This is a genomic window from uncultured Sulfitobacter sp. (genome assembly GCF_947499945.1).
Lineage (GTDB): Bacteria > Pseudomonadota > Alphaproteobacteria > Rhodobacterales > Rhodobacteraceae > Sulfitobacter.
On the sequence record NZ_CANMQD010000001.1, the window covers coordinates 1,475,577 to 1,488,414 of the forward strand.

The following is a 12,838-nucleotide window of genomic DNA, read 5'->3' on the forward strand; positions in this document are numbered from 1 at the left end:
GCCGTTCCCGCCGTCTAATCAGATATGGCGAAATTGCTATGCTTGATACATGAGGCCGTAACACCTTTGGGTGGGACACCTTATTGTAACTACTTGCAAGCCGCCATTCCCCTGCATCCGCACTCAAAAATTCGAGCAAATACAAGAGGCGGGTTTTATCATTAAAGGAGACACTATGCGTTACCAAATCAGCGGAAAACAGATCGACATCGGTGAAGCACTGCAAACCCACGTCAAAACCGAATTGGACGGCGTCGTCCAGAAATACGCTGAACGACCGACAGATGCGCTTGTTGTATTCTCCAAGTCCGCACATGAATTTGTCTGCGAAACTACCGTGCACCTTTCCACCGGTCTAACCGCATCGGCAAAAGCACACGCAACAGAGATTTACGCCGCCTTTGACGCCTGTGGCGAGAAGATGGAAAAACAGCTGCGCCGCTACAAGCGTCGGTTGAAAGATCATCACCGCGACCGCACAGATCCTGTTGAACTTTTGGGCGCTTCCTCGTATATCTTGGCATCAGAGCAGGACAGCGGCGCAGATGAGCCCGAGACACTCCAGCCCATGATCATCGCAGAAATGCAGACAAAAATTGCTACCCTGTCTGTCGGTGAAGCGGTCATGCAAATGGAGCTTTCAGGCGCACCCGTGCTGGTGTTCAAAAAAGAAGGTAAGGACGGGGTCAACGTCGTATACCGCCGGGATGATGGCAACATCGGCTGGATTGACCCTGCATAAATACTGGTCTAAAGCGCGTCAAAGAGCGTGCGCCTACAGGGAAAGCAGACGATGAACTTTGCAAAACTACTGACGCCTCAGGCCGTAAAAGTGCTGTCATCAACCACCAGCAAAAAGCGGCTCATCACAGAGCTAGGTGATTTGGCACAAAGCAACTATGGCCTGAATGCATCAAAAGTCGTCGAAGCTCTGCTCGCCCGCGAAGCGCTGGGGCCCACAGGCGTGGGCCGCGGCGTGGCACTTCCCCACGCGCGGATCGAAGGGATCGACGAAGTAGTTGGTCTCTTTGTTCTATTGGAAAAGCCTGTCGATTTTGGCGCGGTTGACCGTCTGCCTGTCGATATCACTTTTGCCTTATTTGCTCCCATTGACGCAGGCGTCGAACACCTAAAAGCGCTGGCACTTGTATCCCGCACCCTGCGTGACACAGCAATTTGCGCCAAACTCCGTGCAAACCTGAGCGCCGATACGCTCTATACCATCCTAACAGAAGCCGAAGCTGTTAAAGCCGCCTGAGCGCTTTAACGCCAGCGATCAAAACCGAACATCATGTAGTCGCGCTGATACACATCCGCGCCCATTACTTCGAGCTCTTCGTCATAGATGTCCTCAAGGCTATGCGCTCCGTAAAATGCCGCAGGCTCTACCCGTGGCGCATCCGCATACCCGACATCCGCCGCCAATGCCGCCAAATCTCGCACCAACGTATCCTCCCGCAAGATCATGTCGGGCAGAGTAAATTCACCAAATCCCTGTACAATTTGCGCCTGTGTCGCCCATGCAGGATCAACCCGCACTGCAGTCTGTCCTGCAAGGTTACCCTTCAGAAAATTCAAAAACGCCACAAACGCCGCACGGTGTGTGGCCGTATCAATCGCATTCTCTTGCCCCTCTTCGGGCAGCGGCAGCCTATAGCGGCGCACCAATGTACGACGAAGCTGTAAATAACTGCCCTGACCAGAGTTCAAAATCCGATGGCAAAAAACCTCGTGCGCACGCAGGATTGGGTGGCGTAAAACTGCGAAACTGCGGTGGCCCACTTTTTGCCGCTTCCATTGGCGCAGGTCTTTTTGCGTCATCTTCATCCCCAGCGCGTTCTGCTTTTCACCATCAAGGGCGGCCAGCCAGCGCCGGACTTCCTGCTGCGGCCCACCCGCAATGGGCATAAATAACAGCGGCGCTTTGATCCCCGTCACATATCCTGGCACATTCGGCCCCCGACGTGGCTCAAAATTCGGCGTGCGCGTAAGGTCGAAACGGTCCAAGCGCGACAGTGCCTGTTCCATTGCGGCATAGTTGCTTACCTTCTCCGATAGCGGGCTCGGGTTCTGCTTTTTAAGATTCTTGTCGAGCTCTTCCAATAACACGGGCACACCTAAATAGGCCGCAATACCGTTCATCACCTCCACGCTTTGGAGATCCTCATAGGCTACATAGAACGCCGTCTGCCCACTGGTCTGCAAACGGTTCAGCAGCAGCAGTTGAAATGCTTGCAATGCCTCGAGATGCGCCTCGAATTCCGCCGGATCAAATACCGCCTGCGCCGTCTTATGCGCCTTCATATCTGTCAGCTTCCACTGCCCCGTAGCCTGCGCAATCTTCCAACTGACATAACTCTCGACAGGGTTGCGGGTCAGGATAATTTTAGCCACCGCGGGATCGTCAAGAACTAGGTCCAACACACGCGGATCATGGTCGTGAAAATAGCGAAACCCGCCCATCGCCTCTGGGTCATGTTTGATCTGACGCAGCAGCGCAGTCGGGTCCGCATCGCGTGTCGCCTGATCCACCCCAAGAATATGTGTGGTATTGGGATAGCCAATGAAATGCGGATTAAATGCCTCACCATGGCATTTGATACCTGGAAATGCGTTCAGGTTTGCCTCAAGAAAATTCGAGCCTGTCCGCATCTCTGCAAACACGACAAAGCTGTTAAAACGTGCTGTCATTTATTTCACCAGATAAGGTTTGCGCGGGACTTCCGTGCTTGAGGTCGGGCCACGCTCGACAGGGAAATCACCCATGAGGTAGGGATGCATCCCCTGGTTCTTGAGGTTTTGCAGGAACTGACCGAACCCGTGCAGATCAACCATCTTGGGCGCCTCGGACAGCCGCCTGATCCGCGCCTGACCGATCTCGTCAAGGATGCCCTGCAACGGCTCCATCGGCGCTTCGATAAACTCCGCCATATTCCAAATTCGAACACGCGCCTTGGTATAGGGAGAACGCAGAACATCCATATGCTCGCTCTCGATCTTTTGCAGAGTGGCCGCAATGCGACGGATATCGGCAAAATCCATATTCGAGCGGAAAAGCGGCACCGACCACGCCCCCGTAATCACCGACACCTGCGCATTAGGGTCTTTGGCAATGCGCCAAATCACATCCTGATTGTCCTGTGGGCCAAACTGAAAACACTGCCGCTCGCCGCGTGTGTTCCAAATCAGGTTCGTCAGAAACGCTTTTGCGTTGTAATCACGTTGCAAAGCATTGTCGCTAAGCGCACCGTTCAATGTGGTTTGGCCCTCCGCAAAATACGCACGCTCCGGCGCAAAGATGTGGCCATGCACCCGCGCACCCGTCGCGTTGTTCAGCCAAACCTCAAAATTCTCGAACAACTCGGAAAACCCTTGGAACATCGAATATTCCGCCGCCGTCACACCGTTCTCCCAATCCTCATTAGGAAACCGTGACTGCATATACAGGCCTGAGCGGCCACGGGTTCGCCGCTCCACCGCCTTCGCGAAAATGCGATCAATCTTGCCAGGGTTCGGTTCGGTTTTTTTCATCGCACCCTCGGCGTCAGTCAAAAACGCCTCGTACAAACGATCCGCGTAAGGCCAGATTTTACGCGCCACAAAGCAATCCGATCGCCGTAAAAGCTGGAGGTGGTCATCGTAGAAAATATGCGGCTTACCCTGAAAATCGAACTTTGATAGGGTAAGCGAACGGCTCTCGATGTTGGTGGAATAGAGACGCGACAAAGTCTGGAAATAACTCTCATCAGGAATCCAGACATTGCGGAAGTACTTGTCATAGGTTGGTCGTTCTGGATCTTGCAGGATCGCCGACAGGGTCTGCCGCGTCAAACACCACCACTGTGAGCCCATATGCGGCACCAACCCATGTGGCATCCGCCGCTTGATCTTAGCAAACCGCTGAACGGCAACGGCCTTGTCAAAGAGATAACGGTTGCGCTTCCATGAGAACGGAAACCGCATCGTGAAACGCTCTTCGTCCAGTCCACCAACAGTCCACGGCACATCCGCGGTTGTTGCACTTTCGATGAAATCGGTGCGAGGACGATCTGCCAGATAGTCGATCAACTCATGCACAGGGCGCAGCGGCAGGCAGGAACCCGAGGCGAGATAGACATGCCGCACATCAGGAAAACTCGCCAGTAGCAGCTCTGACGCGGCCTGCGACGCCGCGACAATGCCCCATGTGCCCCACTCACAGCGATACCGCTTGCTAAACAGGACGTTTGGTACATCCGCTAACGCTGCGACAAAGGTGTTATACGTCTTTTGAGGGACCTTCTTGTCCACGTGAATAACTACAGGCACGTTCGCCGCCGACCAATGCCGTGCAACCTGCTCCGCACGGCCCAGCGCTGTATGCACCAGCATGGCAACACCCATCGACGCGGTCACGCCCAGTTCCCTTTTGACATCAGCCCCAGAATTTCGAGCTGCCGCCAATTGATGTATTTTTCACTCCACTTACACCACAGTTGCGGATTGTCCTTCACCCGCTCGGCATAGGCTTTGTATTCCACAGACCCCGCATAATGCTGCGCCCGTTCAAGCTCTTCTGCCGCCTTTGCGCCAAATGTATCAATAAACTTCGCATGCAGCAGCACGCCACTGGCCTTCTCGCCACCCCACTCGTCATAGACCTGGTTCAAGCCTCGCGGCAGCAACATATGGGTCGAGCTGACGTAAACATATTTGCGGTCCCACTTGACCAAAGGCACCTTGTTGAGCGCTGGTGCTTTCGCTGGCTCATCTGCGAAAAACACCCGCGCGCGTGGCCCACCCTGTATCCACAAGTTTGCAAAAGCAGAGTTTCGCGCCATCGTGTAGTTGCCACTGTCAAACCACGAGGCGATCGCAATCGGATCCTCACCTGCGCGGTAGGGCTGCGCATCCAGCCGCCCCTTGGGATACATATCCAGCAACATCGCCGAGAATGATTTGATTGAGGATGCGTCCAGCCAATCGGTTAACGCCCGCAAAGGCCGCGTATCGCAGAACGGATAAACTAGAAATTCATCAGGATCGACGGTGAGCGTCCAATGCCCATGCGCATATTTACGCTGAAGCCAATTCAGCCAATCCACCCCAAACCGCGAGCGGCGATAGCTGGCACGTGTGAACCACAACGACACATCAGGTTGATTGCGCAAATACTCCGTCGCGCCATCGTCACTATCATTGTCCACGAAAAAGAAATGATTAACTCCCTGCTTACGGTAGTAATCAAGGAAGTAGGATAGGCGGATTTTCTCGTTTCGCTGGGTGCAGAACAGCAAAATATCGTCGGGCCGAATTTGATCGGTCCGGTCCGCAACGCATTTCAATTCGCGCCGCTTCCTGAATGCCCTTATGCGCCAACGCTTCCGCTGGAGCCTTAGACGATATGATCGGATCGCGCCCAAACACAGCCCTCAATACTCGTGATCTGTCAGCCTTCATTCACGCCTATCAGGTTAGACTTAACGCAACCTTGAAATGCGCCTCCCATGAAGGTGCCTCAAATTCGCGGTCCTGATACGTGTCCTGAGCCTGTTTTGACCAATTAACAATCGCATCATGCCATAGCTCCAAAGAAGAATCATCAACATAAACAGCGTTTTTTCCCAGTATTTCGCGGAATGTAGTAATATCTGCGCATATAACCGGAGTGCCAAGCATGAGCGCTTCAACAGCAGGCAGACCAAACCCCTCTGCATAGCTGGGAAAAAGAAGTGCACGTGCGCCCTGAACCAAGGCTGCCAAAGCGCCATCATCAAGGCCAGAAAGTTCACGCACACGAGTCTCTGGCCCCAACGAATCCAACCGCGCAAACACGGCATCATTGTTCCACCCCCGCCCGCCGCAGATCAGCAGCATCGGCGCATTTGGTCCCAATTCCTCCCAGACATCGAGCAACAGCGCATGGTTTTTGCGCGGCTCGATCGTACCCACCGTAACGAAATATGGCTCCTGAGGCGGCAACCCTTTTGGCAAAGATGTAGGATCAGCTACAGGCTGCATTGTCCCCAAATGCGCAACAATTCCCTTCGGCACATCGCCCCAACCGGCCATTGCCCGCTCCGTTCGCATTTGGGTATCAGCAGAATTATAGATTATCAGATCAGCAAATTGGCGCACCCGCTGCATCTTTTTCTCAAATGCTTCTACCGTCCCCGGCCGCTGATACTGGGGATATTCCAGCGGGATCACGTCATGCACAAGCACTGCAATCCGTGCATGAGGCAGACTACGCAAGGCCTCCAACACACGCATGGACAGATTACTGTGTCCGGTATTCAGATACGCCGTTCCCGCAGGCAACAGCTTGCGCAGTGTCACCGCCAGTCGGCTTGGCAGGCAGCGCCCGACCGACAGTTTTCGCGCATCGCTGAGGGCCACACGCGCAACAGGGTGCAGTCCGCGCACCATACGCGACAATAAATCAGGCGAAGTGGGCTGCCCCGCACCTGTCAGCCGTCGGTGAAATTCAGTGAGGCCTGCTCGGTCAAGCACCACGTACCCGATCGGTGTTCGCGCCAATCCCCAAACAGGAATTGCATCCGCGATCAGCGCTTCAAGATAAGCCAGCTCGACACGGTCAACACCTGTCCATACCCGCCCGGCACGTCGCAACAAACGGGTGAAATCCAACAATCGTGCTGGCGGAGGGATACGTGGCTGCTTGTCCAATTTGGTGCATTCTCCACATGGCTCAGGTCATTCCCGAACAGGGTGTTTAGAGACTCGGTGCGATATCGCGCAGGTACCCTGCCAAATCTTCACGAAGCTCGGGACGCGCAAGGCCGTACGCCACAGTTGCCTGCAAAAACCCTGATTTAGAGCCACAATCAAACCGTTGCCCAGAAAAGCGGTATCCATATACCTTACGTTTATTCTCGATCTCGGCGGCAATCGCATCCGTCAACTGGATCTCGCCACCTGCACCTTTTTTCATCTCGTCAAGATTTTTCAAAACCGAAGGCGACAGGATATAACGACCGATCACCGCGAGGTTAGAGGGCGAGTCTTCGGCTTTGGGTTTCTCAACCATGCCTTTTACATCAAGCAGGTTGCCTTCTTCATTTACTACATCAAGGATACCGTAGGATGACGTTTTCTCTGGCGCGACTTCCATGGCCGCGACCATGTTACCACCAGTCTCATCATAAGCTTCAACCATCTGCTGCAAGCAGGGCTTTTCCGCCGCGATCACGTCATCAGGCAGGATTACCGCAAACGGTTGGTCCCCGATCAAACGCCGTGCACACCACACTGCATGCCCTAGGCCCAGTGCCTTGTGCTGGCGCACATATGCAATCGCGCCGCTATCCATATTTGTGTCTTCCAGCACCTTGAGCATGTCGAACTTACCCTTGCGCTTCAATTCTTCCTCAAGGTTCGGCGCGAGGTCAAAGTAATCCTCAAGCGCCCCTTTGCCGCGCGACGTCACAAAAATAAATTCGGTAATGCCAGCGGCGCGTGCCTCATCAATCGCGTATTGGATCAACGGGCGATCAACCAAAGTCATGATCTCTTTCGGGACCGACTTTGTCGCTGGCAAAAAACGGGTTCCCAAACCTGCGACGGGAAAAACTGCTGTGGTAACTTTATTGCCCATGGTACTGCAGATGCCTTTTTATCATTTTTTTATATGTTGTTTACAAATCATGCAGGCCTTTTACAGCAGGATGATACTGTCAACGTCGTGGTTTTCTTGCTCTGTTGCTCAATGACGCCGAAAAATGGCTCAACTATGACAATTTATGTCAAATTTAGCAGATTTGAGTGGACTAGCGCACGACCTTAACTGCCGTCCAACCCGCGAACCGCTGCGACACGCCGCCGCTCTTTGGCACCGCGACGCGCCTTTGTCGTCAGACGGAAAAGCGGCTCATCGCGGTTTGATCGTCCAAAAAGACCTCCGCGCTGAACCCAAACCCCGCTCACATCAAAATACACGCGATGGAACAGAGCCGTCAAAGACAGCGCCAACACTGTCTCGATCCGGTCGGTCCCCACACGCACCGCTGCATCCCGTATCGCCGACGCCCCACGCAAACCTCGCACAACCTTGAAATGCGATGTACGGCGTGGCGCATTCACGGGTCGAAACGGCAGGACCGCATGACGCGCCAGACGTGTCCCGCCAAAGCTGCGCGTCAGCCCTTCCGAGTAACCAGCCTTCAATCGTTTCATAAGACGCCGCACGTCACGCGGCTCCAACCGACCAGCAACCATATGCTTCAACAGACGTTTGCGCTCTTGGGTGATCTGCGCGGCCCAATGTGCCGTCCGCGCCTCTTTTGGAATATGCTTGCGCTGGAACACTGCCCAGCTGGCACCAATTTCAAACAGATCGCGCGGTACGCGGTCGTCACGCCGTGTCGCACTGGCCGCAAAACCGTGATGCACCTGCGCCAGTGGCACCAGCGCCGTGGCATGGCCTGCCCGCGCCAGCCGCATATTTAAATCCGTCTCGTCCAGATAAAAGCGTAAGGCAGGATCAAACCCGCCAATATCCATCAGAACATCACGCCGAAACGCCATGTTAGTGCCTTCTGTTTTGATCGCGCGACCCTTTGGCGGCACCAGAACTGTGGCTTGCAACGGGTCAATTTCGACCTCATGTGCACCCCCATGCGCATCCAGTGTCCGTGCCTTGTACTGAAAACTGATCCCGTTGCGCCCACGTACGAAACCACCCATCGCAACCACATCACTGCGCATCGCAGGAGCCACCAGATGGCGCAACCATTGCGGCTCAGGCACGGAGTCATCATCGATAAATGCAACGATTTCACCCGCCGCATGGATCAACCCCAAATTTCGCGCGGCCGAGATATTGGCCTCGTCAAACGCGATGCATTTGATGTCAGGTAGAATATCCAGCGTTTCGGTCACCGCGATCCCCGCCGGACAGGCCACTACAACCACCTCAAACGCGCGGTACTGGAGCTGCGCAACGGCCGTCAAACACCGCAACAGCGCATCAGGCCGCCCACGGCTCACAACTATGACACTTACTGTCTGCTCACTCATAGAGGGGCTGCTCTCACTTGGATGCCGTCCTCAGGCGTCTTTCAATTCCACACCTGGCGCATAGGCAATAAAGAATGGATTGGCATAATCCGCCTTACCATAGGTCAGTGGACTGTGGTCATCGAACCGCACAACATCGCCGCCAGCGCCCTTAAGCACGGCATGTCCCGCCGCCGTGTCCCACTCCATGGTGCGGCCAACGCGCGGGTAGATATCCGCCTCGCCCGTCGCGATCAGACAGAACTTGAGCGAGCTTCCCGCGCTTTTCATATCCTTGACGTCGTACTTGCCGATATAATCATCAGTCGCCCGATCACGGTGCGACTTACTCGCCACAACCATCAATGCGGAGTTATCCGGATTAGAGACTGATATTGCCTTCATCGGACCCACAGCTTCCTTGTCAAAATCACCCGTTTCTTCAACGGAAGTACCATCCGCTTGGGTAAAGAACATACGCCCTTTCGCAGGGGCATAGACCACACCGCGGGTCGGCACACCGCCCTCGACCAGCGCGATATTCACGGTGAAATCACCACGGCGATGAATGAACTCTTTGGTCCCGTCCAGCGGGTCAACGATCAGGAATATATCACCTGTGGCGCTATGCGTATCCGCCTGCTCTTCGGTAATTAGCAACACTTCGGGAAACGCTGCGCGCAAACCGTTCGAAATGATCTTGTCCGCCGCTTCATCCGCTGCCGTGACAGGGCTGTCGTCCGACTTCGACTTCACTTCAAAATCATCACGCCCGTAAATCTCCATGATCTTGTCACCCGCCTCAAGTGACAGGCGCCGCATCACAGTGGTCAATTTTTCGTAGTCCATGCCCAACTCTTGCCATCCTTCGTTGATATACGTTTTTTATACCTTATGATGCCCTTGTAACGGATCGGCAAGAATTCCGTGCAAGAGTGGTCATATCCGCAAGGCAGTACATCAAATGTTTCAACCCGTTCATACACGCAGGTCTACATTATTCGTCGTTCTGACGATGCTGGAGTTAATTTATCACTCCATCGTGCGTTCCGTGCGAAAGAGCCATAATAATGCGTTCCTCGCTATTGCGACGAATATCCTGCAAGCGGTCATTTTTGTCATGGCCTTTTACGTGATGTTTTCGATCCTTGGTCTGCGCGGCGCGGCGCTGCGCGGTGACTTCCTGATCTACATCATGTCCGGCATTTTTCTCTACATGACCCACTCCAAGGCACTCGGTGCTGTTGTCGGGTCAGAGGGACCAGCAAGCCCGATGATGCAACACGCTCCGATGAACACGATTATCTCGATTTGCTCAGCGGCCCTCGGTGCCCTCTATATTCAGGTGCTGTCGCTTGGCATAATCCTTTTTGTCTACCACGTCGCCTTCACTCCGCTAGAAATCGAACAACCGATGATGGCGTTCTTTATGCTGGTCCTCGCGTGGTTCACAGGTGCCGCCCTAGGGCTTGTTCTGCTTGCGATCAAACCGTGGTTCCCGACGGCCGTTGGCATATTCTCCACCATCTACCAACGCGCCAACATGATCGCGTCCGGCAAAATGTTCGTCGCCAATACCCTCCCTGGCTTCATGCTCGCCATGTTTGACTGGAACCCCCTATTCCACACGATAGACCAAGCACGCGGCTACGCTTTCCTTAACTATAATCCCCGCTACAGCGACCCAATGTACGCCTTCTGGATAGGCTTAGTACTGTTGATGGTTGGCCTCATGGGTGAATTCTACACGCGTAAACATGCATCTCTAAGCTGGGACGCACGGCGGTAGACTATGGATTCAATTTGCTTACCACAGAACATCTAAGTGCCTAAATTTAATTATTATTCACGCCTGAGTATGTGCTGGAAAATGACAGGCGGGCACAATGAAACACTACTTGAGAAAGATACTTCTGACAGCAATCTGATTTAGCTTCGTGCAAACGACGCAAGCATCAGTCGTAGAACCCCTAATATTAGCTACGAAGTGGGCGGGGCCAGTTCTGTGTGTCTAGATGCGATTGAAAATCACTACGCCGGTATTCCAGTGCTCGCACAAGACGGGTATGCAAAAACAAGGCTGGACTATCCCAAGTCACCCTACAACATACAATTTCTCAATTCCGAATTCTCGGTGTTAGTAGAAATCCGCAGCACCCGCCGCTTCACGTCGTGCAGTGGGGCTGCTGGGACGAAATGAATCCGCTCAGGTTTACAACGCCATGACCAATGTCATGCAGGAACAGGTGTACCGCAAAGTTATGGTTAAAGATCGCAAAGGCTGAACCAAAGCTGCCTTTCAAAAAGGTGAAATTTTCGTTCGGCCAGGGTGGCAATCAAAAAGTCTTCTGGAATTACATCAGCTACGGCCTGGCTCGAAAGAAGGAAGTAGCCGCATCCGCTGACTTCAGTAAGTGGATCAACACCCCCTAAACAGGGAAGTTCTCAAAATCATCTTCCTCATCGTTAGCATTGTCCTCATCTCCCAACCACGCTTCGGCAGCGGATGCTTGATCGAGGGCAAAGCTCTTGATCGCGAGCGATGGGATGATGGCACCCTCAATCTGGGCCGCTGTTCTGATCCATGCCGTATCACAAAGCACAGCACACTTATTAAATCGATCGAGCAGACTAAAAAGCTTTGGCATCCTGTAGAACTCAACCGCCATCGCGCCTAGCGTCGGCATCTCAAAGTCGGAAATTGTATAAAGCATAGTCCCGTTGCTGAACCCCTCAGATTCGCGGACAATACCATCAAGTGCGGCTTGCATTTCAGCAGCATCAAGCACCCCAGAAAGTTCAATATTTAGGCGATTGGCCTTCGGTTTTGACACATTCAGCATTCAAAGTTCCTCCTGATTATGCGGCAAAGTATGCACCGTCGTGGACAGTCTCATATTGATGTAGGTCAACGCCCTTTCGAATTAACGTTCCACGATCTAGTAGGTGTCAAAGACGTCGAGCGACATATATTCCCAAGGTGCAAACACCCAACCAACCCATCAATAGGAGTTTTTTCAGAATTCCGGTTCGGTTTCTGATAGAGAAAGCAGCTATCCCACGACACGAAGTGTTAAATTCAGGCGCCCACCCTTCGGTAACAACGTCGACGAGCCCGCCCTAATCCGGTCCACACCGTGATAGGCGAGCCGTGCATCGCCCCCCATAACAACAACATCGCCAGACTTTAACCAATGGCTCTCTGTTTTGCCGCCGCGCGTCACATTTCCCATACGGAACAGCCCCTCATCGCCCAAGGACACCGACACCACAGGCCACTCCATCGACGCCTCATCGCGATCTTGGTGCAGGCCCATCTTCGCCTCCGCTCCGTAGTAATTGATCAAGCAGCACTCCGGCTCCCGTACCAATCCCGTCACGTCACGCCAGAGCGCCAACACCTCCGCAGGAATCGAAGGCCAAGGTCGACCCGACGGATGATTGGGCACATAGCGGTATCCCGTTTTGTCAGAATACCACCCATAGCTCCCTGCCGCCGTCATTCGCACCGACATCGGCTTTCCATAGGGTGTATCAGGTCGGAAAAACGGCGCATCCGCCACAACGCAACGCACAGCCGCCAAAACAGACCGCTGCGCCGCGATATCAAGAAAACCCTTGTGAATATCAAAGCCCTTAACCGACAATTTCACGACACGCCCTCAAATTTGCGATCAATTTTCATGATTTATCCCTAAATCATCACATCTTGGTGTCCGCTATGCTTGCAGCACCGCCACCCCCTCACTATATACCCACCGAGCCGCTGGAAACGACCTGTTAACAGCGACATTTGGATCGGAGCATTGGTGCCACAACGGGCCACTGTTTCGGGTAATCG

Annotated in this window: 12 protein-coding genes; 3 read left to right on the plus strand and 9 right to left on the minus strand. The window is 53.7% G+C overall.

Translation table 11 applies throughout. From position 1 onward, the window contains the following. Positions 1 to 175: 175 nt before the first annotated feature. Together raiA and Q0775_RS07395 are read left to right on the plus strand one after the other, a co-directional pair. Positions 176 to 742: a ribosome-associated translation inhibitor RaiA gene (gene raiA / locus Q0775_RS07390; protein ID WP_298858810.1), complete on the plus strand. Its 567-nt coding sequence runs from the start codon at positions 176 to 178 to the stop codon at positions 740 to 742. A gap of 51 nt (positions 743 to 793) precedes the next feature. Further along, complete coding sequence (locus tag Q0775_RS07395) at positions 794 to 1,258, plus strand: PTS sugar transporter subunit IIA (RefSeq protein ID WP_298858812.1); 465 nt, start codon at positions 794 to 796, stop codon at positions 1,256 to 1,258. Positions 1,259 to 1,263: 5 nt separating this feature from the next. Here Q0775_RS07395 and Q0775_RS07400 read toward each other — a convergent pair whose 3' ends face one another. The 7 genes from Q0775_RS07400 to cysQ form a co-directional block, all read right to left on the minus strand. After that, positions 1,264 to 2,691, minus strand: a complete 1,428-nt coding sequence (locus tag Q0775_RS07400; RefSeq protein WP_298858814.1) for a nodulation protein NodH — start codon at positions 2,689 to 2,691, stop codon at positions 1,264 to 1,266. Beyond that, entirely contained in the window at positions 2,692 to 4,371 is a 1,680-nt protein-coding gene (locus tag Q0775_RS07405) for a beta-1,6-N-acetylglucosaminyltransferase (RefSeq protein ID WP_298859982.1), read from the minus strand. A 20-nt stretch (positions 4,372 to 4,391) separates the two neighbouring features. Beyond that, positions 4,392 to 5,402, minus strand: a complete 1,011-nt coding sequence (locus Q0775_RS07410) for a glycosyltransferase family 2 protein (protein WP_298858816.1) — start codon at positions 5,400 to 5,402, stop codon at positions 4,392 to 4,394. A gap of 46 nt (positions 5,403 to 5,448) precedes the next feature. After that, positions 5,449 to 6,669, minus strand: a complete 1,221-nt coding sequence (locus Q0775_RS07415; RefSeq protein ID WP_298858818.1) for a glycosyltransferase family 1 protein — start codon at positions 6,667 to 6,669, stop codon at positions 5,449 to 5,451. Positions 6,670 to 6,715: 46 nt separating this feature from the next. Next, complete coding sequence (gene galU / locus Q0775_RS07420; RefSeq protein WP_298858820.1) at positions 6,716 to 7,597, minus strand: UTP--glucose-1-phosphate uridylyltransferase GalU; 882 nt, start codon at positions 7,595 to 7,597, stop codon at positions 6,716 to 6,718. Positions 7,598 to 7,782: 185 nt separating this feature from the next. Then, a complete protein-coding gene (locus tag Q0775_RS07425) occupies positions 7,783 to 9,018 on the minus strand; it encodes a glycosyltransferase family 2 protein (protein ID WP_298858822.1) in 1,236 nt (411 codons plus the stop codon). A 30-nt stretch (positions 9,019 to 9,048) separates the two neighbouring features. Then, positions 9,049 to 9,846 carry a 3'(2'),5'-bisphosphate nucleotidase CysQ gene (cysQ, locus tag Q0775_RS07430; RefSeq protein WP_298858824.1) on the minus strand — a complete coding sequence of 266 codons (798 nt, stop codon included), beginning with the start codon at positions 9,844 to 9,846 and terminating at the stop codon, positions 9,049 to 9,051. A 115-nt stretch (positions 9,847 to 9,961) separates the two neighbouring features. On the opposite strand from cysQ, the gene Q0775_RS07435 reads away from it, so the two are divergent. After that, on the plus strand, positions 9,962 to 10,786 hold the full coding sequence (locus Q0775_RS07435; RefSeq protein WP_298858826.1) for an ABC transporter permease: 825 nt from the start codon (positions 9,962 to 9,964) through the stop codon (positions 10,784 to 10,786). A 640-nt stretch (positions 10,787 to 11,426) separates the two neighbouring features. Here Q0775_RS07435 and Q0775_RS07440 read toward each other — a convergent pair. Next, a complete protein-coding gene (locus Q0775_RS07440; protein ID WP_298858828.1) occupies positions 11,427 to 11,840 on the minus strand; it encodes an STAS/SEC14 domain-containing protein in 414 nt (137 codons plus the stop codon). 210 nt (positions 11,841 to 12,050) lie between these two features. Further along, complete coding sequence (locus tag Q0775_RS07445) at positions 12,051 to 12,650, minus strand: alpha-ketoglutarate-dependent dioxygenase AlkB (protein WP_298858830.1); 600 nt, start codon at positions 12,648 to 12,650, stop codon at positions 12,051 to 12,053. Positions 12,651 to 12,838: the final 188 nt, after the last annotated feature.